Source organism: Paraburkholderia heleia NBRC 101817 (genome assembly GCF_000739775.1).
Taxonomy (GTDB): domain Bacteria; phylum Pseudomonadota; class Gammaproteobacteria; order Burkholderiales; family Burkholderiaceae; genus Paraburkholderia; species Paraburkholderia heleia.
On sequence record NZ_BBJH01000043.1, the window covers coordinates 55,772 to 78,958 of the forward strand.

At 63.7% G+C, this 23,187-nt stretch carries 22 protein-coding genes and 1 pseudogene; 9 read left to right on the plus strand and 14 right to left on the minus strand.

Features of this window, described 5'->3' with window-relative positions; all coding sequences use genetic code 11:
• Nucleotides 1–222: 222 nt before the first annotated feature.
• From BHE01S_RS29450 to BHE01S_RS29465, 4 genes are all read right to left on the minus strand, one after another.
• On the minus strand, nt 223–1,389 hold the full coding sequence (locus BHE01S_RS29450; RefSeq protein WP_042270199.1) for a porin: 1,167 nt from the start codon (nt 1,387–1,389) through the stop codon (nt 223–225).
• Nucleotides 1,390–1,649: 260 nt separating this feature from the next.
• Nucleotides 1,650–2,420, minus strand: a complete 771-nt coding sequence (locus BHE01S_RS29455; protein WP_042270201.1) for an SDR family oxidoreductase — start codon at nt 2,418–2,420, stop codon at nt 1,650–1,652.
• Nucleotides 2,421–2,455: 35 nt separating this feature from the next.
• The gene (locus BHE01S_RS29460) at nt 2,456–3,307 is read right to left on the minus strand and encodes an alpha/beta fold hydrolase (RefSeq protein WP_042270203.1); all 852 of its coding nucleotides are present in this window, start codon (nt 3,305–3,307) and stop codon (nt 2,456–2,458) included.
• A gap of 33 nt (nt 3,308–3,340) precedes the next feature.
• On the minus strand, nt 3,341–4,036 hold the full coding sequence (locus BHE01S_RS29465; RefSeq protein ID WP_042270205.1) for an alpha/beta hydrolase: 696 nt from the start codon (nt 4,034–4,036) through the stop codon (nt 3,341–3,343).
• 124 nt (nt 4,037–4,160) lie between these two features.
• On the opposite strand from BHE01S_RS29465, the gene BHE01S_RS29470 reads away from it, so the two are divergent.
• Nucleotides 4,161–4,793 (plus strand): CGNR zinc finger domain-containing protein, encoded by a 633-nt coding sequence (locus tag BHE01S_RS29470; RefSeq protein ID WP_042270207.1) that lies wholly within the window; start codon nt 4,161–4,163, stop codon nt 4,791–4,793.
• 67 nt (nt 4,794–4,860) lie between these two features.
• The gene (locus BHE01S_RS29475; protein ID WP_042270209.1) at nt 4,861–5,052 is read left to right on the plus strand and encodes a hypothetical protein; all 192 of its coding nucleotides are present in this window, start codon (nt 4,861–4,863) and stop codon (nt 5,050–5,052) included.
• 82 nt (nt 5,053–5,134) lie between these two features.
• Here BHE01S_RS29475 and BHE01S_RS29480 read toward each other — a convergent pair whose 3' ends face one another.
• The gene (locus BHE01S_RS29480) at nt 5,135–5,794 is read right to left on the minus strand and encodes a glutathione S-transferase family protein (RefSeq protein ID WP_042270211.1); all 660 of its coding nucleotides are present in this window, start codon (nt 5,792–5,794) and stop codon (nt 5,135–5,137) included.
• A 184-nt stretch (nt 5,795–5,978) separates the two neighbouring features.
• The gene (locus BHE01S_RS29485; RefSeq protein ID WP_042270214.1) at nt 5,979–6,836 is read right to left on the minus strand and encodes an oxidoreductase; all 858 of its coding nucleotides are present in this window, start codon (nt 6,834–6,836) and stop codon (nt 5,979–5,981) included.
• 123 nt (nt 6,837–6,959) lie between these two features.
• Between BHE01S_RS29485 and BHE01S_RS29490 the strand changes: the two genes are divergently transcribed.
• The 3 genes from BHE01S_RS29490 to BHE01S_RS29500 are packed head-to-tail and all read left to right on the plus strand — an operon-like array spanning nt 6,960 to nt 8,615.
• Nucleotides 6,960–7,892 carry a LysR family transcriptional regulator gene (locus BHE01S_RS29490; protein WP_042270216.1) on the plus strand — a complete coding sequence of 311 codons (933 nt, stop codon included), beginning with the start codon at nt 6,960–6,962 and terminating at the stop codon, nt 7,890–7,892.
• Nucleotides 7,893–7,930: 38 nt separating this feature from the next.
• Nucleotides 7,931–8,146, plus strand: a complete 216-nt coding sequence (locus BHE01S_RS29495; protein WP_042270267.1) for a DUF3820 family protein — start codon at nt 7,931–7,933, stop codon at nt 8,144–8,146.
• A 58-nt stretch (nt 8,147–8,204) separates the two neighbouring features.
• On the plus strand, nt 8,205–8,615 hold the full coding sequence (locus BHE01S_RS29500) for a VOC family protein (RefSeq protein WP_042270218.1): 411 nt from the start codon (nt 8,205–8,207) through the stop codon (nt 8,613–8,615).
• A gap of 59 nt (nt 8,616–8,674) precedes the next feature.
• Here BHE01S_RS29500 and BHE01S_RS29505 read toward each other — a convergent pair whose 3' ends face one another.
• Nucleotides 8,675–9,958 (minus strand): adenylosuccinate synthase, encoded by a 1,284-nt coding sequence (locus tag BHE01S_RS29505; RefSeq protein ID WP_042270220.1) that lies wholly within the window; start codon nt 9,956–9,958, stop codon nt 8,675–8,677.
• A 144-nt stretch (nt 9,959–10,102) separates the two neighbouring features.
• Between BHE01S_RS29505 and gcvA the strand changes: the two genes are divergently transcribed.
• The 3 genes from gcvA to BHE01S_RS29520 all read left to right on the plus strand — a co-directional run bounded on the left by gcvA (nt 10,103) and on the right by BHE01S_RS29520 (nt 13,005).
• Entirely contained in the window at nt 10,103–11,002 is a 900-nt protein-coding gene (gene gcvA / locus BHE01S_RS29510) for a transcriptional regulator GcvA (protein WP_042270222.1), read from the plus strand.
• Between the two features lie 73 nt (nt 11,003–11,075).
• A complete protein-coding gene (locus tag BHE01S_RS29515; protein WP_042270224.1) occupies nt 11,076–11,444 on the plus strand; it encodes a winged helix-turn-helix transcriptional regulator in 369 nt (122 codons plus the stop codon).
• Nucleotides 11,445–11,466: 22 nt separating this feature from the next.
• A complete protein-coding gene (locus BHE01S_RS29520) occupies nt 11,467–13,005 on the plus strand; it encodes an MFS transporter (RefSeq protein ID WP_052406181.1) in 1,539 nt (512 codons plus the stop codon).
• Here BHE01S_RS29520 and BHE01S_RS29525 read toward each other — a convergent pair.
• The 5 genes from BHE01S_RS29525 to BHE01S_RS29545 form a co-directional block, all read right to left on the minus strand.
• On the minus strand, nt 12,990–13,391 hold the full coding sequence (locus BHE01S_RS29525) for a RidA family protein (protein WP_042270227.1): 402 nt from the start codon (nt 13,389–13,391) through the stop codon (nt 12,990–12,992). The genes BHE01S_RS29520 and BHE01S_RS29525 overlap by 16 nt on opposite strands.
• A gap of 78 nt (nt 13,392–13,469) precedes the next feature.
• Nucleotides 13,470–15,878: an acetamidase/formamidase family protein gene (locus BHE01S_RS29530; protein ID WP_042270229.1), complete on the minus strand. Its 2,409-nt coding sequence runs from the start codon at nt 15,876–15,878 to the stop codon at nt 13,470–13,472.
• 272 nt (nt 15,879–16,150) lie between these two features.
• Complete coding sequence (locus BHE01S_RS29535; RefSeq protein WP_042270231.1) at nt 16,151–17,401, minus strand: acetamidase/formamidase family protein; 1,251 nt, start codon at nt 17,399–17,401, stop codon at nt 16,151–16,153.
• 66 nt (nt 17,402–17,467) lie between these two features.
• Nucleotides 17,468–19,084 (minus strand): amino acid ABC transporter permease/ATP-binding protein, encoded by a 1,617-nt coding sequence (locus BHE01S_RS29540; protein WP_042270233.1) that lies wholly within the window; start codon nt 19,082–19,084, stop codon nt 17,468–17,470.
• Nucleotides 19,084–20,010, minus strand: coding sequence for an ABC transporter substrate-binding protein (locus BHE01S_RS29545; RefSeq protein ID WP_042270234.1), 927 nt, complete (start codon nt 20,008–20,010; stop codon nt 19,084–19,086). Before BHE01S_RS29545 ends, BHE01S_RS29540 begins: the two co-directional genes overlap by 1 nt.
• A 508-nt stretch (nt 20,011–20,518) precedes the next feature.
• Between BHE01S_RS29545 and BHE01S_RS29550 the strand changes: the two genes are divergently transcribed.
• The gene (locus BHE01S_RS29550) at nt 20,519–21,169 is read left to right on the plus strand and encodes a VC0807 family protein (RefSeq protein ID WP_042270235.1); all 651 of its coding nucleotides are present in this window, start codon (nt 20,519–20,521) and stop codon (nt 21,167–21,169) included.
• 293 nt (nt 21,170–21,462) lie between these two features.
• On the opposite strand, the gene BHE01S_RS29555 is transcribed toward BHE01S_RS29550, so the two are convergent.
• Together BHE01S_RS29555 and BHE01S_RS29560 are read right to left on the minus strand one after the other, a co-directional pair.
• Complete coding sequence (locus tag BHE01S_RS29555) at nt 21,463–22,152, minus strand: GNAT family N-acetyltransferase (protein ID WP_084069357.1); 690 nt, start codon at nt 22,150–22,152, stop codon at nt 21,463–21,465.
• A 704-nt stretch (nt 22,153–22,856) separates the two neighbouring features.
• Nucleotides 22,857–23,126: pseudogene (locus tag BHE01S_RS29560) on the minus strand (efflux RND transporter permease subunit); the annotation flags it as partial.
• Nucleotides 23,127–23,187 lie beyond the last annotated feature (61 nt).

Genomic DNA, 23,187 nt, shown 5'->3' on the forward strand with positions numbered 1-23,187 from the left:
CGACAGTCGTGCCGACGGCACGACGCCCGAATGCGGGGCAAACACCGCGCCGTGCGACCGGCGCGGTGGTCTGTTCAATGATGTGGGAGCGGCACAGCGAAGGCAATCAGACCATGGTCCTACCGTCAGCCGCAGCGGCTGACAGGCTCAATGGCACGCCCGCCGGCGCACGGCCGGAACGGCCATGCAGTGCGGGGAGCGCAGAAGAGAGGCAGCGGGCGATCAGAACTTGTGACGAATGCCGAGACTCACCATGATTTGCGAACTTGAACTGCCGTTCAGCCCATAGTCGGCAACGGAAGCGACCGCGGTGGTCAGAATGGAACCCGTTGCGCTCGGCACGCGCTGCGTGCCGTTGGCGTGCTGCCACGCGCCGACGAGGTACACGTCGGTACGCTTGGAGAGGTTGTAGTCGCCGCCCAGCGAGACCTGGTTATAGGTTGCCGAGGTGTCGCCCGCGCTGTGCGTCCATGTATAGCCGACACCGATAAGCGACGCCGGCGTGAGCGCATAGTTCACGAAACCGCCAGCAACGTTGTAGCGCTGGTTGGATGGGAAAAGCGACTGCGCGTCGGCCTTGTATTGCGCGTTGCTATACCGGCCGCCGAACGTCCACGGTCCGGCCACGTATTGCACCGCGACGGAGCCAATGCCGACCCACTTGGCGGTTTCGTACGCGAGGTTCTGAAAGCCGCCATCGAACATGCCGTCCGAGCTGCTGGTCCAGTTGGTGCGGGGAATCGTGGAGTTTGCGTTATGCATGCGGACGTAGCCCGCCGCGATGCTGAATGGGCCGGTCACATAGCTCGCCGCCGCCGACCAGGTCTGCTGGGAACCCGTCGCGCCCGCGACGCCTCCGAACGCATACATGCCTTCGATCTGGAAGCCCGCGAATTGTGGCGAGAGATACTTGATCGCATTGTTCGTACGAGAGCTGTTGTCGTTGTTGTCGACGTCGCCCGGCGTGGCGAAGGTGCTGCCCCAGTAATTGTCTGCGGTAAGCGGCTGAACCATGTCGACGACCGGGTCGTATTGACGGCCCAAGGTCAGCGTGCCGTACTGCTGGTGCGTCAAGCCCACGAACGCCTGGCGCCCGAACAGGCGGTTGCCCTGCTGCGAAGTTCCGCTATTGATGTCGAATCCGCTTTCCAGCTGGAAGATCGCTTTCAGGCCGCCGCCCAGATCCTCGGTTCCCTTCAACCCCCAGCGAGACCCCTGCAGATTGCCACCTTGCATCCGATACAGGTTGTTGCCCTGAGCGTCGGCGTTGTGGACGAACTGAAAAGCTTCGTCGATCACGCCATACAGGGTGACGCTGCTTTGCGCGTGAGCGACCGGCGCCAGCACGGTGAACGGAACAGGAAGCAACATAAGCGCAAGCTTTTTCATGTTTGCAACTCCTTCACGCACCAGGTAATCGGTATTCCTATATTAGTCGCTCGCTTCGGAACGACCCCGGCGTGAAATTGGTTCCGTTGTCGGCGCAAGACACCCAATGCGACGCGAATGAACCCCGACGCCTTGTAACCGCAGCTTAAATAAGGCATTGAAACCGGCATGTTTGCTAATGCCGTGGAGCTCGTCTCACCGCGCCGAGGCCCATTTCGAATAATCAATCAGGAGTCCATACACGGTGCGCGCCTCGCCGCTCAGATCGACTTGACCTCGCCGCCGTCCATCCTCAGCGTCGTGCCGGTCATCCAGTGCGCGCCGGGCGAGACGATGAACGCCATCAGGTCGGCGATTTCCTCGGGGGTGCCGTAGCGCGCAATGCCGGCTTCGGCCGGGAACTTCTGCGTGGCTTCCTCGACGCTCATGTCATGCAGCGGCGCCCAGTGCTCCAGATACGACTGGCGGCGACCCGTCATCACGGGGCCCGGCAGCACGCTGTTGACCTGTACGCCGTCCGCGATGCCGCGGTCCGAAAAGGCCTTCGCCAGCGCGACAATCGCCGCGTTGATCGTGCCCACGGCCGCATAGGGCGCCTTCGGAAACACGGCCGAATTGCCCGACATCAGCACGACCGCGCCCGAACTGGCCTTCAGTGCCGGCCACGCTTCGATCGTCAAGCGTCGCGCACCGTGCAGTTTGAGCGCGAGACCGCGCTCCCATTGTTCGTCGGTCATTTCGAACAGATCGATCTGCGGCACCGCGCCTGCAATGTTGAGCAAGGCGTCGATACGCCCGTACGCGGCAAGCGTTTGCTCCACCACTTGCCGCGCGGCATCGGCAAGCGAGAGATCGATGTCGATGACGAGCGCTTCGGCGCCTGCGCTCCTCACCTGCGCGGCGGTCTCTTCGAGTTGCTCGCGGTTGCGCGCGACCACGGCTATAGCGTCGAAGTCACGCGCCAGTCTCACGGCCGTCGAACGGCCAATGCCCTGGCTTGCGCCCGTTACGATTGCGATTTTGCCGGCCATCTTCCCGCTCCTAATTTGATCAGTATTGCCAACCATCAATCGAGAAATTCCGTGATCGCCATAGCGATCTCTTCAGCGTGCGTTTCCAGTGCGAAGTGGCCCGTGTCGAGAAAGCGCACCACGGCTTGCGGCAAGTCGCGCTTGAATGCCTCCGCGCCCGCAGGCAGGAAGAACGGATCGTTCTTGCCCCACACGGCGAGAAACGGCGGACGATGCGTGCGGAAATACGCCTGAAACTCGGGGTACAGCGCAACGTTGCTCCGGTAGTCGCGGAACAGGTCGAGCTGGATCTCGTGCGCGCCGGGGCGGTTCATATAGTAGTCGTCGAGCGAATAGCCGTCCGGCGATACGGCAGACGCATCGGGCACGCCGTGCGTGTATTGCCAGATCGTCGTTTCGCGCGAGAGCAGCGCGCGCAGCGCGTCGCGGTTGGCCGGCGACGGGTCGGCCCAGTAAGCCCGAATCGGATTCCAGCCGTCGCTCAAGCCTTCCTCGTAAGCATTGCCGTTTTGCGAAATGATCGCCGTGATGCGCTCGGGATGCGCGAGCGCGAGGCGAAAGCCCGTGGGCGCACCGTAGTCGAATACATACACCGCAAAGCGATCGAAGCCGATGCGCTCGGTGAAGCGCGCCATCACGTTCGCGATGTTCTCGAACGTGTACGCGAACTGGCCCCGGTCCGGCAACTCCGATTGACCGAAGCCCGGCAGATCCGGTGCGACGAGATGAAAGCGGTCGGCGAGCTTCGGAATGAGGTCGCGAAACATGTGCCCGGCACTCGGAAAGCCGTGCAACAGCAGGAGCTTCGGCGCGCCCACGCGCCCAGCTTCGCGGTAAAACACGTTGAAGCCGTCGACATCGGCGCGGCGGTAGGCAATGGCAGTCATGGGTTCCTCCAGAGGTGAACGGAATACGCGCGTTTAGCGCGAAGAAACGGACCGAACGGCTTCGGCGATGATCTCGGCCACGGCATCGGGCGCCGTGACGCCCGGGGTGTGATCGACTTCATGGGCGCGGATCTGGGCGTTCATCCGGCTGGCCATGAAGCGCTGCGTATCGGGATCGATCATGCGGTCCTCGCCCGCGACGAGAAACCAGGCCGGCCTGTCTCTCCATAGTGGCCGCGCCACCGCTTGGCCGATACACGCCGCCGCAATCGGGCGCTGGATCGCGGCGAGCGTCGCCGCCTCCTGCGCAGTGGCGTGCTGCGCGAACGCGTTTGCAAACGCCTCGCGCGGCAGCCAGATCCAGCCGTGCCGGTCGGGCGCGAGTTGCGGCGCCTGTGGGTGCGTCTTCCCACGATAGAACACGTCGGCCACGGTTTCGCCCTCGTCGGGCGCGAGCGCGGCCACGTACACCAGCGCCGCGACGTTCGCAGCGCGCGTGGCGCCGATCACGGCCCCCGCATACGCGTGACCGCCCAGCACGACGGGCCCCTCGACGCGTTCGAGCGTGCGCTCGAGCGCCGCCACATCGTCCCCCAGCGAAGCGAGCGGAAGCGGCGCCGCCACGGCCTCGATGCCCTGCCGGTTCAGCCGCTCGATCACCTTGCTCCAGCTCGACCCATCTGCCCAGGCGCCATGCGCCAGCACCACGCTCGCTTGACCGTGAGACATGCTCCACTCCTTGTGTAACCTATTTAATTGGTATTTAGAGGTTACTAACTAGTAGAGTAACTTGTCAATGGCAATTTGACTGGTTACACTGAACGCACCCTGATTACTCTTTTGCGGCAAGAAAATGGACTACCGCACCCTGCCGGCGCTATTCGTGGCCGACGCGCCCGGTCTCGACTTCCTGAACTCGGTTGCAACACCCGTGGACGTGCCCATCGACTGGATCGCCGACGGCGCAGGTTTGCTGTCCTGGCTCGAGCAGGCGGGTATGGTCCCCGCTCCGGCGCTTGCCGCCATGCGCGCGCGGTTTACCGCGGCCGAGTTCGACGCCGCCGCGAGCGAGGCGCGCGCACTACGCGAATGGTTCAGGACCTTCGTGCGCGAAAGAAAAGGCCGGCCGCTCGCCAGCGCCGATCTGGCCGAACTCGCGCCGCTCAACGATCGGCTCGCGCGTGACGACCGCTATGGCGAAGTCGTTGCGGCCAGCCATGCGGGAGCAGCGGCGTTTGAATATCGCGTGAATCGCCGCTGGAAAACGCCGGAATCGCTCTTGATGCCTATTGCCGAAGCGCTGGCGAAACTCGTCTGCGGGCAGGACTTCACGCACGTGAAAGCCTGCGAGGGCCCGAAATGCACGCTGCTCTTCGCCGACCACACGCGCGGGCATGCGCGCCGCTGGTGCAGCATGGCGATCTGCGGGAATCGCGCGAAAGTTGCCGCGCACCGCAAACGGCTCAAGGAGCGCGCAAGCGCTTAGCGCCGATCCACGCCCCGGGAGCGGGCCTTGCGGGATATGGCGGGCCTACCGGAATGGGAGAGGAACGATGACCGCCAGCACCCCGAAGCCCCATGAAAATGGCGCCAGCAACGCCAGCGAAAATCAGCAACAGAAGCCCACCGGACACAGCGACGACAAGCGCAGCGCCATGCCCGAGCGCGATGACAAATCGCGCAAGCAGTCGCCCGCCGACCGCCCCGGCAAGCAGTCTGGCGAAGGGGAACCTTCGGTGGGTTGATGTCGTTGTCTGGATAGCGAAGGAGACTTGCATGGCGCCAGCCCCTTTCGCATCACTGCTTTGCATACCTTATCAAATCGCGTCAGTCGCGATCCGGTGCGCCGAGCGGAAACAGTGGACGATAGGGCCGCGCTTCGTTCACGGCCCGCGCATACGAAGGCCGCGCGAGCAGGCGCTCGCGATAGGCACGCAACACAGGATAGGCCGGGGCGATGCGATGCGTCCAGTCCGCATAGAAAAGCGACGAAGACGCGGCGCAGTCCGCCATCGTATAGTCCTCGCCCGCCGCCCACATTCTGCCCGCCAGATGGCCTTCGAGCCACGCATAAGCGAGTTCGAGCTTTTCCTGCGCGAAGACGCGCCCTTCGTCGCGTCTGGCCGGGTCGCCGGTCAACGCACCCTCCACGGCGCGTTGCACGGGCGTCATGACATGCAGGTCGAAGAAGCGGTCGAGAAAGCGCACGTCGAGCGCGGCCATGGGATCGGCGGGCAGCAGGCGCACCGGCCCGGGATGCGCGAGCTGCAGGTATTCGATGATGATGCTGGTTTCCGCGACGTTGCGCTCGCCGTCCACGAGCACCGGAAACTTGCGCAGTGGCCAGCGCTGCAGCCACTGCGCCGTATGCTCGGGCGAATCCGGACCGATGTCGCGGAATTCGAAAGGTGTGTCGTTCTCGTAGAGCGCGATGAGTACTTTCTGCGTGTACGAGGAAAACGGATGACCATATAGCGCGAGCGACATCGTCGAGTCTCCGGGCCAGCGGCAAGTCGTTGAACCATGCCTGTGTTGCGCGCGGATTGCAAGTGCTGCCGGGACCTGCAGCGGCACGTGTTCGGGGTTTCGTGCTGTGGGCATCCAGCACCGTCATCCGCTATCTGGAGTCGCGCCATGACGGCGCGGGCCGCACGTCAAGTTGCCACGAGGCTCAGGCAGAGAAGTCAGTCGATGCCGACAGCGCTTGCCACGTTTGCGTTTCCTGCGCCACGTAAGCGTTTTTCGCGGCAATGGCAGCGAGCGTGTCCGTGCCAAGCGGAAGGCGCAACGGCGGGTCCGCCGCCTCGACGAGCGTGATCAACGCGGCCGCAAGCTTCGTCGGGTCGCCGGGCTGGTTGTGATTCAATTGCACGGCCTTGCGGCGAACGGCGCCCGAGGTTTCGTCGTAGTCGTCGATGACGTCCGGCGCGACGACCAGCGAGGAGCCATCCAGAAAGTCGGTACGAAAATAGCCCGGCTCGACAACGGTCGCGTGAATGCCAAGCGGCTTCAACTCGGCATGCAACGCTTCCGTAATGCCTTCGACGGCGAACTTCGTCGACGAGTACACGCCAAATCCGGCCGCGGCACGATAGCCGCCAATCGATGAAATATTGATCACGTGGCCCGAGCGGTTTGCGCGCATCGTCGGCAACGCCGCACGCGTGACGTTCAGCAGACCGAATACATTCGTGTCGTACATGCGGCGCACGTCCTTGTCGGCCGACTCTTCCACCGCGCCCAGCAGGCCAAAGCCGGCGTTGTTGACCAGCACGTCGACGCGGCCGAATCGCGCGACCGCCGCCTGCACTGCCGCCTTTGCCTGCGCCTCGTCGGTGACGTCCAGCGCGACCGGCAACACCGCGGCCGAGCTGCCGAGACGCTCGACGATCGCCCGGACGTTACGTCCGGCGGCCACGACCGCGTTGCCGTCCGCAAGCGCCGCTTCGGCAATCAATGCGCCAATGCCGCGCGACGCGCCAGTGATGAACCATACGCGCTTGAAACCACCTTGTTGAGCGTCAGCCATGATGTCTCTCCTACGTGTGTGTGTGATGAGGTGATGCCATGGTAGGCGCGGCGATTGACATAAACTAGCCGTATATTACTGGCGTGATAATCAACTTTTATTTGCGAATCGGGACACTCCGAAATGAACGAAATTCGCGCGATCACCACGTTCGTCCGTGCCGCGGCGCTTGGGAGCCTGCGTGGCGCCGCGGTCGACCAAGGCATCTCGCCGCAGGCCGCGAGCCATGCAGTGATGCAGCTGGAGAAGGAACTGGGTGTGCGGCTCTTTCACCGGACCACCCGCAAACTGAGCCTCACCGAAGAAGGCCAACGGCTTCTCGAGAGCGTGGAGCCGGCGCTCGCCATTCTGTCGTCCGCGCTCGACGAGGCCCGGCGCTCGAAAGAAGACGTGGCCGGCATGCTGCGCGTGAGTGCGCCGCGCGCCTTCGGGCTCCCGGTCCTGTGGCCGTACTTCGAGGAATTCCAGAAGCGTTATCCGAACGTGCAGCTAGAAGTGCAATTCGACGATCAATTCACGGATCTCGTGGCCGACCGCTCCGACGTGGGATTTCGCGGCGGACCGCCGCCTTCGGGCGGTTCGATCGCGCGCCGGCTGGCGCCGATTCAGCTGATCGTGTGTGCGTCGCCGGAATATATCGAGCGCAACGGCGCGCCGCAAACCATCGAAGCACTCGCCCAACATCGCTGCACCGGGTACCGGCGCGCCAACACGGGCAAGCTCGCGCAGTGGCAGTTCCGTCTCGGCGACGAGATCGTCTACCGCGACATACCCGCCGCCATCTGCGTGAATGACACAGAACTGGAAACGCAGGCGGTGCTTGCGGGTCTCGGCATCGGGCAGTTGGGCAGCTTCAGCGCCGCGACGCATATCCGTTGCGGACGACTCGTTCCGTTGCTGATGCAGCACATCACCGAATACGGCACGATTTATATCTACTACAGGCATCGAACCGAACAGTCCCTGCGCGTGAAGACGTTCATCGACTTCATGGTCGAACGCATGGCCGGCAACCGAAACTTTTTTCTCGATCCGTCCGAGCTTCGCGCCGGGTAGCATCCGCGCGCAAACGCCGGACCGTGCACAATGTCGCCATGCAAGCTCAAGACCTCGAACGCCTCGTCAGCCTCGCCATGCCCTTCGGCAAATACAAGGGCCGGCTCATCGCCGACCTGCCCGGGCACTACCTCAACTGGTTCGCGCGCGAAGGGTTCCCGCCCGGCGAGATCGGCCGGCTGCTCGCACTGATGCACGAGCTGGACCATAACGGCCTGAAGGGCTTGCTCGAGCCGCTGCGCAAACGCGGCTAGCGCCAGGGCGCCACCCGGTGGACAATGCCCGTGCGAAGCACTTGCGAGGCTACCCGACATGGCGAAATTTCAGCCCGACGGATGGCATACCGTCACGCCCCGAATCGTCGTACGCGACGCGGTGAACCTGATCGCCTTCATCAAGACGGTGTTTCAGGCCCAGGGCGCGTTCCGCCACGGACTGCCGGCCGAAATCAGGATCGGCGATTCCATCGTGATGGTTAGCGACTCGGACGGTGCTCGCGAGCCGATGCCGGCATTTCTGTACGTCTATGTTCAGGACACCGATTCGACCTACGAGCGGGCGATTGCGGCAAACGCGATCTCGCTCGAGGTCCCGACCGACCTGCCATACGGCGACAGGCGCGCGATGGTCAGGGATCCGTGGGGAAACACCTGGCAGATCGCCACACATCTGCGCGACTTCTCGACTGCCGAGACCCGTTCGAGGTTGGCCAACGAAGGTTAGACCAGGCGGCCGTCTGGCGGCGGGTCGCGCTCCGCTGCCCGAATGCCCGCACCGTCCGCTTACGCGAACGGGGATTGCAGGACGATCGCATCATCGCGTTCAGGACCCGTGGTGACCATCGCCGCGGGAACACCGACTTCGCTCTGAATCGCCTCGATCAGCGCCGCTGCCTGCGGCGGCAGATCGCCATAGGAGCGGATGCCGCGGGTCGAACCGGCCCAGCCGTCGAAGCGCCTGAGAACCGGCTGCAGGCGCTGCTGCCCGGCGTTCGTGGACGGCATGTAGTCGATGCGCACCCCATCGAGCAGGTAGCCCACGCAGAGCTGCACCGACTCGAAGCCATCGAACACATCGAGCTTGGTCAGCGCGAGCTGGTTGATGCCCGCCACTTTGCAGCTCTGACGCAGTTGTACGGTGTCCAGCCAGCCGCAGCGGCGCGGGCGGCCGGTGTTGACCCCGTATTCGCCGCCGCGCTGCCGGAGCACGTCGCCGGGCGCGCCTTCCAGTTCCGACGTGAACGGGCCCTCGCCGACACGCGTCGCATAGACCTTGCTGACGCCAAGCACCCGCCCCAGGCGCGAGGGGGCAATGCCGGCGCCGCTGGCCGCGCCGGCGGCAATGGTGCTCGACGACGTCACGTAGGGATAGCTGCCCCAATCCACGTCGAGCATGACCGCTTGCGAGCCTTCGAATACCACGCGTTTGCCTGCCGAATGGGCGTGGTCGAGCCGCTCCCAGACGCGGCCCACGAACGGCAGGATGCGCGGCGCCATGGCAAGCAGGCCGCTCAGCATCGGCTCGCGCGGGAACGGCGCCTGGCCCGCGCCGCGAAGCCAGGCGTTATGGTGCTCGAGCAGAACGTCGAGCTTCTGGGCCAGCAGGTCCGGTTCGGCCAGGTCGCACACGCGCAGCCCGCGGCGCCCCACCTTGTCCTCGTACGCCGGACCGATGCCGCGCAAGGTGGTGCCGAGCGGCTTCGCGCGCATCCGTTCCTGGGCAGCGTCGAGCGCGCGATGCACCGGCAGGACCAGCGTGGCCGTCTCGGCGATCTGCAGCACGTCCGGCGTGACGCGGATACCCATCGCCGCCATGCGGTCGATCTCCGCGAGCAGCGCCTCGGGATCGAGCGCAACGCCGTTGCCGATCAGGCCGGGCTTCCCGCGCACGACACCGCTGGGGAGCAGCGCCAGCTTGTAGGTCCGGCCGTCCACCACCAGCGTGTGGCCGGCGTTGTGCCCGCCGTTGTAACGGACGACGATATCCGCGTTCTCCGCGAGCCAATCTACGATCCGGCCCTTTCCCTCATCGCCCCACTGCGCACCGACCACGACGACATTCGACATGCGAGATTTACCCTGGTGAGTTAATCGAACAGATCCGGAACCGGAACTGCTGCAAAGGGGCTCAATATAGGGCTACGCTCACGCCACGAAAAGCGATGTAAACTCACGGAACTTGTCAGGAAAAGTCACATAGGAATTGACTGGATGTCGCGTCGTCTGCCGCCGTTGAACGCCCTGCGCGTATTCGAAGCCGCCGCCCGCGCGGAGAGTTTTTCCGTGGCGGCCGGGGAACTTTGTGTCACGCACGGTGCCGTTAGCCGACAGGTGCGGCAACTGGAGGACTGGCTTGGGCTCGACTTGTTCGAGCGGCGCGGCCGCCGGGTCGTCCTGACCGCGTCGGGGCGCGCTTATCTGGCCGAGGTATCGGCGGCGCTGGATCGCATCGCGCTCGCGACCAGTGCGCAACTTCGTGCCTCGCGCGCGCAGATCGTGAGGGTCAACGCGCCCACGACATTCGCGTTGCGCTGGCTGTTGCCGCAGCTTTCCGGCTTCCAGCTGACCCACCCGGCGGTGGAAGTCCGGCTGACGACTTCGGATGAGCCAATCGACAAGCTCGTCGACGAATGCGACGTGGCGATTCGCGGCAGCGAGCAGAGATCGGCGGGCTATGCGGTCAAGGAGTTTTTATCGGAAGTCCGCCTGCCGGTGTGCTCACCCAAGGTGCTGGAGTCCCACCCGATACGCACGGTCACGGACCTGGCGCACCACACCCTGCTTCACACGGCGACCTACCCCGGCCTTTGGGCGCAATGGCTCGCGGCAAGCGGCCACCCAGGGCTTGCCGCTCGCCATTCCCAGCAACTGGATCACTTTTATTTGACCCTGCAAGCCGCCATCGACGGTCTGGGGATCGCAATGGGCCCTACCGCCCTTGTCGCGCTCGACGTGAAAGAAGGCCGTCTCGTGTTTCCGTTCGAGGGCCCCGCCTTGCCGGCATGGCGCTATTGCAGCTATGTCCGCGAAGCACGCCTCGACGATCCTGCAATCAACGCCTTCCTCGCGTGGTTGCGCGCACTCGGCCAGCGCTTTTCGCATCGTGTGTAGCGTCGGACCGGCGCATCGCCTGTTCCGCGCTCGCGGGTTGACAGCCCGGATTCGATGCTTTAAAAAGTAAAGCATGAAAATTCCACGGCCAGGACAACCCGTACGCGGCTCGACCACCGGACGGCCGATCATGGTCGTGCTGGACCTGCTCGGGCGGCGTACCGCACTGCGGATACTGTGGGAACTTCGCGGCGAGGCGATGACGTTTCGCGCGCTCCAGCAAGCGTGCGACACCAATGCCCGCTTGCTCAATACGCGGCTCGCGGAATTGCGGGCATCCGGTCTCGTCGAGCACGGCGATGGCGGTTACCGGATGACAGCCGAAGGCCGGAAGCTCTTGAGCGCGCTGCAGCCGCTGCTAGCGTGGGCGCGTCAGTGGGCGGCGCGCGATCCGGAAGGGTTTGCCGCCGCCGACCCCGATCACACGGGCCGCCAGGCGTAATTCTCGGTTTCTCAGGCAAGGGATGTTGCACAACGTGAACCATCTGCGCTGGAAGATCGTGGCATTGCTCGTAGCGCCGCTCACGTTCGTGATGACGCTCGACCGCACGGCCATGGCTGTCGCGGCCCCGACGATCCAGAACGAACTGGGCCTGTCGATCGTCGAGATGTCGATGATTCTCACGATCTACTTCTGGGCCTATGCAATCGGGCAGATACCGGCCGGCCGCGCGGCCGAGCGCTTCGGGTCGCGCAAGGTGCTGTTCGGCACGAGTACGCTCTGGTCGCTCATGATGCTCGCCACGCCGCTGGGCGCCTCATTTGCCTGGCTCTTCGGGTGCCGGCTCGTGCTGGGCGGGGCGCAGTCGGCGGACTGGTCGAGCAGCGTCGTCGCGCTCAAGCGCTGGGTTCCGGCCAGCGAGCGCGCGAAAGGCAACGCCCTGCTGCTCGCGGGACTCTATCTTGGCCCGATCGTTGCGGCGCCGCTTACGGCGTGGACCATCGCACGGTTCGGCTGGCATGCCGTGTTCTTCGGATTCGGCGCATTGGGCCTGCTGCTCGGCGCGATCTGGTGGCTCGGCTACCGCGACACGCCGGCGGCACATCCGCTCATCACGAAGGCGGAAGTCGAGTACATCGCCGCCGGCCAGCCAGCCGAGCGCGCGGCAGCCAGGGGCGCGCTCGGCCGCTGTCTGAGGCAGTGGCGCTTCTGGATCTTCGGTGTCCAGTACTTCCTGCTGGTGCTGATCCAGAGCTTCTATACGACGTGGCTGCCAACCTATCTCATGCGCGCGCGCGGGCTCTCGCTCAAGGCGATGGGTCTGTACGCATCGTTGCCCTGGGTCGCCGTGTTCGTGGCGGTATTCGTCGCGGGGGCGTTCAGCGACTGGCTGCTTCGAAGGACCGGATCGATCTATCGGGCGCGCACGCCCGTCGCGATGACCGGATTTGTCGTGAGCGCGCTCGCGTTGACGGCAGCCTCGCGAGCGGATTCGATTGCGATGGTGATCGGCTTGCTGTGCCTGTCCTTTGCGGCGGTGGGGTTCGTGCAGGTAGTCGTGTGGTCTGCCACGCAGGATCTCGGGCGCGCGTTTGCCGGTGTCATGTCCGGCTGGACGAACGTGTGGGGGGCCCTCTCGAACGTCGCGGGCCCCATGACGCTGGCTTTGGTCGTCAAGGTCACGCATAGCTGGGCAAGCGGCATGATCGTGACAGGCGCGGCGGCCGCCTGCGGTGCGCTGCTGTGGCTGTTCGTGCACCCCGAGCGGCCCTTGCTCGATGACGAGGCGAGGATTGCGCCGGACGAGCCCGCCGCTCGCGGCGGACCCAAGGATGGTTTTCGCCGTTCCGATGCTCAGCTTCGTTCCGAACGAAAAGGCGAGGTCGATCTGCGTTGCATCGGCCATCCGTGCCTTCAGCGCCGCAGCAAGGCTATCGGTGGGGACGATGTCGAACCCCGCGCCGGAGCAGAGCGCGATACCGGCGGCGGCGGCGCGTGCATCCTGCGCGTGGCAGAACTGGAAAACCGGGATTTCACCCGTGACGTCTACGTCTGCCTATAAGCAACAAAGTCAATTTCGACGAGCGCGTCGCGCGCCAATCCAGTCACGCCGATGCAGGTCCGCGCCGGCAATTTCTCAGGCGGGAAATAGGCAGCATAGACCGCGTTCATCGTCGCGTAATCTCGTTTGAATTCGGTCAGAAAGATCCGCACGGAGACAACATCTTCGAGCCCAAGCCCCATCCCCTTTAACACGAGAACCAGATTGTCCATCACGCGGGTGGTCTGTGCTTCAACACCATCGGGAAGCGGAGCGTTGTCGTCATCCGGCGATGTCGGCATCTGGCCCGTGAGGAACACCCACCCGTGCTGCTCGGTTGCGTGTGAAAAGGGACCGACTGGCGTGGGCGCACCCTCAATCATCCAGAATCTCGTTGATAAATCCATCTACCGTAACTCCATGAACAAAGAAAGCGTCGTATGCGCACTACGCCAGGCGGCACCATAGCGCATGTCACAAAATCATTAATCCGCGAACAAGGCCTTGCGGATAATCGCGTGCATCCCCCAGTTGCCGTCGACAACCTGTGTCACGCCGAAGTCGACCGCAACCGACATCAACGAGATTGCTTCGTCTTCGGTGAGACCCCTGGTCGTCATCAGAAAGCGGCGCGTCTTGATGAACGCGTCGCGCATCGCGAGGTCGAGTGTCGGCTTCTCGTAGACCTTGCTTTGCGCGTGCGTGCCGAATTCAGTCAGATAGTTTGCATGGCTGAAACCGTGCAGCACCCACTCTTCGGGGGTTTCGACGAGCGGATACGTGAGGTCCGCGTAGGGTCGACCGGCAAGCGTTGCTCTCTTGTGCAGCACAAGTTGGAAATCGCCGGTCAGCGAGCATTCGATCGCGGTCCCACACAGTTCCGAATCGCCCTGCGACGCGTGCGGATCCCCGACTGACAGCAACGCGCCGGTTACGCCAATCGGCAGATAGACGCTCGCGCCCTGCGCAACGCGCCAGTTGTCCAGGTTGCCGCCGAACGCAGACGGCGGGATCGAATCGATGAGGCCGTCCTGCTGCGGCGCGACTGCAATCAGGCCGAAATGCGGGCGCACGGGAATCTTGACACCCTTCAGGATCCCGTAATTTTCCTCGACTGTCGAATGGTCTACGGGCACGCCCGGATAATCGATGGTCGGATGCACCACACCGAACGGATCGCGCTGCGGCGTCCAGCGGTAGTTGTAGACCGCACGCGCATATGGCGGACCGTCGTGCGGCTGCGGCTCGGCGTCGAGCTCGTAAATCGTCACAACTTCTCGCGGTTTAGGCTCGGTCAACAGCTCGCGGTAATGGAAGCCCCACCACGCGGCCGCGTTGCTGCCAAACGCGCGCCCGCTGAATTGCGGATTCGCGCAGCGCCGCGGATGGACATCGAGAATCCTGACTTCCAGTACATCGCCCGGTTCGGCGCCGCGTACCGCGATCGGACCGGTGCAGATATGCACGCCAAACCCTTCACCGGCGCCGCGTCCGTAGATCGATGCATCGATCGGTCCGGCACCGCGCCGGTTCACGTTCTTGCGCTCTGCGGTCCAGTGGAACACGCTTTCGGCGCCTGGATCACCGGCAATCATGCGCGCCCAGTCGTCCGACGCATGCTGCGTCAGCGTCTCTATCGTCACGGTATCGCCGCTGTCGACTTCGAGCACCGGCTTCAGGTCATGCGAAAAAAAACCCCAGTGCACCGTGTTGGCCGTCGCACGCAACAGGTGGTGGCACGACTTGCCGGGCCGGCGGGCGACGCCCCTTGTGGGCCTGGCCCGCATCTCGACCGTGGGACTGGCCACGACCGTACTGGCATCGTCGAGCGTTGCTTCCCGCGGCAACGCTTGCGCGCTGGCCTGCGCCGCGGCTTGCGCATGGCGCAGCAGCGCCTCCGTGTTGAACGGCTGTCCGCGCGAAATGCGCTGCACCAGATGCCGGGCCAGATCCAGGCTCGCTTCGTTACGGAAGGCGCGCGGCGAGGTGTGATACTGCTCGCGAAACGCACGGCTGAAATGCGCGGGATCGTTGAAGCCCCAGCGGAAACAGATATCCGAAATCGACATCTTTTCGTGTAGCGGATCGACCAGTTCGGCCCTGCAACGTTCGAGGCGGCGCAGCCGCAAATAAGTGGAGAAGCTCTGGCCGGCGGATTCGAACAGCTTTTGCAGGTAGCGCTGTGAGACGCGCTCTTCTGTGGCGAGCAGCGCGAGACTGATTTTCGGATCACTGAGCCGTTCATCGATACTGCGGCACACGCGCGAGAATATCGCCGCCTGAGACGATGTCAGCCCGCTGATCGGCGTTTCGCGCTGATGCACGGCGAGAATCGCGACCAGGAACTCGATCAGCGCGAGTTCAAGCGGACGCAGCTCGCTGGCCGACAACGTCTCCACGCTTTCCGCCAGTGCCGCCAGAAAACCGGAAAACACGTGTCCGACGCCGGCATCGCCGGCGATCCGACCGGCACACATCGACGACGGCGCAAGCAGCCGCCCTCTGATCGCCGTACGCGGAATACGCACGATAAAGGCGCGGAAATCCGTGCTGAAAACCAGCGAGCCAGCCTCGCGTGACGGCAGATAGACGAGGTCGTTCAACGTCAGGGGCTGACGCCGGCCGTCGGCGAGCAGCGTCGCCGCGCCGTCAAGGTGCAGCACGATCAGCACGCTGTCGCCGCCGGCAGCATTCGGCTCGAGCGTTTGCGCAACAGACGCCAGCAAGCTCAGATCGAAGCCCCCAACCGACCGCTGCGCCTGGATCGTGCCGTGCAACAACCGTGCAGCAGGCATCGCGCCGCTACGCCATCCCATCGTGCCGAGCGCTTCCCGCCAGGCGCGAAGCCGTTCGACTTCCGGATAGGATTCGGTAGTGAAGCGCAGCAGATCCAAGTGGACTCCAGGGCCGATACCTGCGGCGCGAGCGCGTCGCAGGGCGCCCGCTCCATGGATGGATTCGGGGAGACGGGCGAAGCATCGGTGAGCAATATTCGCGCCATCACGCGTCGACTGCATCGACGCGCCGGCCCTGAGAGGCAGCGCGCGAGAAGCCGCCGCAGTCGTGCGCGAGGCCGCACCAGCAGCGCGCATATGCACCGTGCCGACGCATCCGGCACGCCGGCCCACGTGGGCTTCGCAGCACCCCGCAGCCCGCACGGGAACGCTCAGCCCGCCGCGCCGCCGACGAAGACGTTCTTGCGAATCGAGCCGTGCACGCCCCAGTTGCCGTCGACGACTTGCGTGACACCGAAATCCGCGGCGACCGACATCAGCGCGATGGCCTCGTCCTCGCTCAGCCTGTGTACGGTCATCAGGAACCGGCGCAGCTTGCGGAACGCGTCGCGCATCGCCTTGTCGAGGCTGGAGTGCTGTGCCACCTCGATCTGTCCAGCCGGCCCGAGCTCCGCCAGGTAGTTCGGGAAGGTGAAGCCGTACACCGACCATTGGTCGTCGGTTTCCAGCATCGGGTGCGTGAGGCCTTCGAGGATCGTGCCGCCCAGGTCGTTCTTCTTGTGCAGAACGAACTCGAAGTCCCCGGTCAGCGAGGTCTCGATCGCAGTACCGCCGAGCTCGCTGTCGCCTTGAGCCGCATGCGGATCGCCGACCGAAAAGAATGCGCCTTCGACCGCAACCGGGTAGTACATCCGCGCCCCCTTGCCGACACGCCAGTCGTCGATATTGCCGCCAGTGTAGCTGGGTGGATTGGAGCTGACGTAGTCGGCCTCCGTAGGCGCCAGCCCCATCGTGCCGAAATGCAACCTGGCCGGCACCTTCACGTTCGACAGGATGTTCTCGCGCTTGCTGACCAGCGAATGATCGACCTTCACGCCCGGATAATCGATCATCGCATGAACGATGCCGTCCGGATCGGTCTGCGGCGTCCACACGTAGTTGTAGACCGCACGGGCGAACGGCTCGCCGGAGGTATCGAGCTCGAAGATCGTCACCACTTCACGCGGCTTCGGCTCCTCGACCAGATCGTGATAGTGAAAGCCCCAGGATGCCGCGACGTTCGAACCGAAACAACGGCCTCGATAACAGGCATTGCAGCTCGGCCTCGGCCGTACGTCGAGAATCCGCACTTCGAGCACATCGCCGGGCTCGGCCCCTTCAATCGCAACCGGCCCGGTCAGCAGATGTACGCCGACGCCTTCGCCGGAACCTGGCGTAAAGGGTCCATCGGTTTTCCCGGCGCCGCGACGCGGCATGGCCTTGTGCTCCCGGGTCCAGTGGAAGATGCTTTCGGCGCCGGGGTCTCCCGCGACCATCCGTTCGTGATCGTCGTTCGCATGGTGTGTCAGCGTCTCGATCGTGATCCGGTCGCCAGAGCGCACCATCAATGCGGGCTCGACTTTTTTGCTGAAGTAACCCCAATGAACCGTCTCGGGCGACACGGGGAGAGTATGGTGCTTCATGGTTGTTCGAACCTCGTAAGGTGCCGGGCGCAAAGGCGCCGGCAATGCTGAATGGCGCGCGTGCTTTCACGATGCGACTTCGAGTCGGTCGTCGGCGCCCATCACGCTCAGGAATCGCGCCGTCAACGGGTGGCGCGGGTGTGTGAGCACTTCATGCGCAGGCCCCTGTTCGACCACCGCGCCGCCGCTCATGAACACGACGCGATCGGCGACCTGATGGGCGAAGCGCAACTGGTGCGTTGAGATGATCATCGTCAGACCGCCTTCGTCCACGAGCCGCCGGATGACGTCGAGTACTTCGCCGACGAGTTCGGGGTCGAGCGCGGACGTCGGTTCGTCGAGTAGCAGCACGCGAGGGTTGGGCGCAAGCGCACGGGCGATAGCGACGCGCTGCTGTTGGCCACCGGACAGATGGCGCGGCAACGCATCGGCGCGATGACCAAGGCCGACGCGTTCGAGCAGTTCACGCGCGCGGTGCGCGGCGTCGGCGGGCGCCATGCCGTGCACCCAGCGCAGCGGCCCCGCGATGTTCTCGCACGCTGTCAGATGACTGAACAGGTTGAAATGCTGGAACACCATGCCGACGCCGGCACGCGCACGTTCATTGGCGATATCGCCCTGGTTCATCTGCCGGCCATCGACCCGGAAACCGAGGCGCTTGCCGGAGATGCGGATTTCCCCCGAATCCCACTGCTCCAGGTGATTGATACAGCGCAGCAGCGTGCTTTTGCCCGATCCGCTCGGCCCGAGGAGCGCAATCACCTCGCCGAAGCGGACCGTGAGGTCGAAACCGTCGAGTACCGTCTGCCCGCCGTAACGCTTGCTCAGCCCCTTCACCTGCACGGTCGCGCTCTGCTTTTGAAGGGCCGCGTAACGCTGCGCGCGCTCTGCCTGAATGTCAACCGCGTCGGGCGTGGGCGACGGCGCCGGTTGGAACAGCGCATCGACGGGTGCCGCCGGGCCCGCGCCGGGCGAGTTCGCCGCAATCCCGTCACGGCGCCACGGCAGCAGCCGTGCGAAACGCCCGGACGGCCTGCGATCGAGATCGAGCGCGGTTTCGGCGAACAACTGAATTGCTGCGATCATGCCTGTCAGCACGAGATACATCAGCCCGGACGCGAAGAAGATCGAAAAGAAGTCGAACGTCGACGACGCAAGCTGGGTGCTGCGTAAGGTCAGCTCGTCGACCGCGATCACGGAGGCCAGAGACGAGTTCTTCAACGCACTGACCGACTCGTTCCCGAGCGCCGGTATCATCGTGCGGATGGCCTGCGGCGCGATCACGCGGCGCAGCAGCACAGCCGGTGTCATACCGAGCGCCTGCCCGGCGAGCAGCTGCCCGCGGTCGACGCCGAGCACGCCGGCGCGCAGGATCTCCGCGATGAATGGCCCCTCGTTCGCCGCGAGCGCGAGACCCGCTGCGCCCATCGCGCTCAACTTGAGCCCGATGTGCGGCAGCGCGTCATACGCGAACACGAGTTGCAGAATCAGCGGCGTACCACGAAAAATCACTGTGTAGCCGCGCGCGATGGCGGCAAGCGGTCCCACCTTGCTCAGTTGCATGCTCGCGAGCACCAGTCCCACGACCAGGCCGCCCGCGAGCCCGAGGGCCGTGACTGCGATCGTAAAACCGATGCCGCTCAGCAGATACGGCAGGCCGAGATAGTGCAGAAACAAATTCATCAGTTCGAGGCAATCAGCTTGGGGGTTTCGAGGTTATCAACACCGAGCGACCACTTCTTCAGCAAGGCGGTCTGGATGCCGGCCTTCTGGATCGCGACGAGCGCTGCCATTACGGCTGCACGCATTGCGGGATTGGTTTTCGGAACGCCGATACCGATCGAATACGGCAGCGTCACCGCGCTGGCCTTTTCGAGTTGGTTCGGATACGCCTTGACCGCCTGGTCCACCGTGTTCACGTCGTTGATATACGTGTCGGCACGGCCGGCGAGAATCGCCTGGATCGCGTTCGCGTTGTTGTCATACAGCTGCACGGCCGCTTCCGGCTTGTTCGCCGCCTTGCAGACCGGCGCAAGATTCTGGATCAGCGGCACTTCGACGTAGCCGGTGTTCTCCGCAGCGGTCGTGCCGCACATTGTCGGATTGATCCCGCTGATCTTCTTCGGATTTCCCTTCGCGACGAGCACACCGTCGAACACTTTCGAATAGGTGATGAAATCCGCCGCCTTCGCGCGCTCTTCGGTCGCATAGATGTCGGAGATCACGATGTCGGCCTGGCCGCTTTGCAGCGTGGTCAGCAGCGCCGCAAACGAGACAGGCTTGTACGCCATCTTGAAGCCGAGACAGTTGCCGATCGCCTCGCCGAGATCGATGTCGAAGCCGATGTATTTACTCGGGTCGTTCGGGTCCAGCGCTTCATAGCCCGGCGTGTGCGGGTTGATCGCGTTGACTAGCGTCTTGCCCTTGAATTGCGGATATTTCGCCTGAAGCGCCTCGCATTCGGCAGGCGCCGGCGCGGCGGCCTGTGCGTGACCCGAGATCAGCAGCGCCAGCAGACTGAGGGCGCCAAGAACCAGCTCGCGCCAGCGGCGGGCAAGACCGCCTGCGCGCAGCACGCCATGCCCGTGATCGACAAGATTGGTATACATCCCGGAACTCCCTGAGCGGCAGATGTCAATGGCCCACACCATGTACGCCTTGTTGCATCGCACCAGCGCAAGGGTAGATAGTCGAAATTCCGCGTACTTGTCCCAGCGCGCACAAATATTTGCTCAGAGACGAAGGAGGTTGGCATACCGCGAACCGCAATCGAGCGTCACACAAAGGGTTGGCCAGCAGATCTTCCGCGCGACCGAAATGCCGCCGCCGACGCGCCGCGGGAGGCGGCAACACGGACTATCCAGGACTTCGGGGCGCGCGCGAGTCGGCGCCGCGTTCGTCAAGCGTCCGGCGCCACGGAAGATGGGAACACGCAATCCTTCCTTTCCCGTTAAGGACCTCATCGACGTTGCACATGTAACGGATCATGTATCGTGTTTGGCCGAGACGCTTATGCACCGCGCTATGGCTCGCGCGCCGGATGCCGGACAATAAGCGCATCGAGGCAGGCATCCTGCCGGCGAGCGGCGCCGGTATCCATCACGGGACATCGATCGCATGAAGCACCCGTTCCGCTATCTGTCCGCCCTTTGCATCAACGTGCTGCTGCCGTGGCTCGCGTATCGGCTGGCGCTGCCGCACTGGGGCTACCTGCAGGCGCTCGCGGCGTCGGCACTGCCGCCCCTCGCCTGGATGGCCTACGACTATATCCGCTTGCGGCACTTCGATGCGCTCTCCGCGCTGGCGCTCGTCAGCATCACGCTGTCGCTCGCGCTGACGCTGCTCGGGCGCGCGCCGCTGGAGCACGCGGTCGAGGCGCCAATGATCTCAGGCTCGATCGGCATCGTGTTCCTGCTCTCGCTCTTGCTGCCACGCCCGCTCGTGTTCTACCTCGCGCGCTCGAAGGTCACGCGGAAGAACCGCGAGGGCGCGGCCGAATTCGAGCAGCACTGGCGCGAGCGCCCAGGCCTCGTCGCGATGATCCGCCGGATGACGGTCGTCTGGGGCGTCGGCCTCATCGCGGAGAACGGGCTGCGCTGCTGGATAGTCTGGACGTGGGCCGGCAAACCGGAGCCCGCCACGGTGTCGGCAGCGGTGGGCTATGTTGTCTATGGCGCGCTGATGCTGTGGACGTTCTGGTATCGCCGCCGCTTTTTGAAACGCGTCGGCAATGCGGCCGAAGCGTTGGCCAAATCGGCGGGATCGTGACCGCGCGCATGAACCCAATTCCAGTCTGGGGGCAGTGTCGCCACATGAAGGGGTAGACAGGCTGACCTATGTGGCCTTTCACGACCCACAAGCGTCACCGATCCAGCTCCGCGGAGCGCGCCGGACCCTGCCGGGATATGGACATTCGGTTGGGCGACGAGTCGGTTCGCATCCGGTGACGGTGCTGAAGCACCGAGCCCGATCCATTGGTTGACACTTATCGCAATGAACTGAACCTGTAGAGTGAGCATCACACCAGAACAGCCTGCGCGCAACCGTCAGCATGTGTGACCTCACGCAGGCGGTGATGTCTGCATTGCCCGTTGATCCGCCCTGATCCGGGAGAAAAGGTGGACGTCGTGAAATGCATCCTTCCAGTAGCCCCATTGCCGCATTACACCTTCCTCCACAAATCCCAAGCTTCTTAGCAGTCCGATCGAGGCGTGATTGTCGAGGCTCGTTACCGCCTGGATACGGTTGATATGCCAGTGGTCATATGCATGCGTAATCGCCGCGTTTAGAGCTTCGCGCATCAATCCCTGTCGCCATGAATGACGTTCCAATTCGAAGCTAATACTTGCTGAATAGAACCTGGAGTCGAATCTAAACCCGCATGATCCAATGAAACGCATGCTGCATTTCGACACGATTGCCCAGCGCACGCTCATTCCTTCAGCCAGCTCCTTAACCATGGCGGAGACAAGCAGCCGGGCATCGTCGATGCTGTTTAGCGGCGCTATGTCGTAGAAGCGCATCACTTCGTGATCGGACCAGATTTCGAATATCCTTTGGGCGTCGGACATCTCGATTGGGCGAAGCTGAACCCGGGCTGCCTTAGAGACGTCGACCTTGGTAAGGAGTGGGGGCATTGGTTTGTCGCGCGTTGACCAGCTTCGACGAAAAGGGACCGCCAGAGTGCGACAAGCTTTCGGCACTCGGACAAAAACGCCCACCATCGTCACTGTTCCTGACTTGCAACACATGATCACGAGGCTATCGAAGTGCGCGCCTGCGGGTCTGTGAAGCGGGATTCAGACGTCCGTTTTCGGGTTACGCGGGCAAAACAAGGCAGAACTGGACGACTGAATGAAGCATAGCAGCCACGTCGGCCGAGCCGTTCGGCGCCTCAGCGCGGATACTTACTAATTTTTACGAAGGCTACTCTACGTAACCTTTCGTAACCCGAGGGCGCGTAACGATGCCGCCAGGTCACGCTAACGGGCAGTGTGGTGATGGAGTCGGAGTGCGAGGAACCTCTCGCTGCACAATCTCACCGTCGAGCCGTTCGCAGCTTTGTCGCCAGAGATCCAAGGCCCGTTGTTTGCCATAGCGCTGAATGCCCTGGAACGTGCTCGATCGTCTCTTGTTGGCCGGGGCTGTGTGAAAACGCGGGTCGAATGGACCTTCGCAAACCAGATTCAACCCTCAGCGTCAAGGCAAGGCCCGACGAAGACCAATTGCGGCTTTTGCTGGCGAACAACAGAGTTTTTTGAAAGCGGAGCTTGTTTTCAGAATCTTTCGACTTGAGACTTCGATGACGGAACAGCCTGTGTGATGGCACGAACACCGCCTCATAACGTGTTCGAGGAATCGCTGCTAACGGCGTGTGGCCGCCGCGTCTCCCTAATGGCGAAGACTTCGGCGGCCCATTTTTAACAGTTGGACGGCGATTCTTTCAATCGAAGATTTATTTGTCACCAGGCACGTCGGTCTTGCTCGCGCCCAGCAGCACCAGCGGCATCCGCGCGATCAGGCCTGAGATGATCGCCACCGCGAGCGGCGGCTGCATCGCGGCGCCCTGGCCCAGCGCGAACGCGAACGGCAGGAGCGCGAGGATCGCGGCAATGGTCGTCATGGCGATAGGGCGCAGGCGGTTGCGGGCCGCCGCCTGGAGCGCCTCAGGAACGCTTACGCCTTCGTCGCGTACGAGGCTCTGAAATTCCGGGACGTAGAAGATCTGTCTAGCGACGAGCATCAGACTAACGCTTAGCCGCCGGGAAACGCCGCACGTTTTTCCG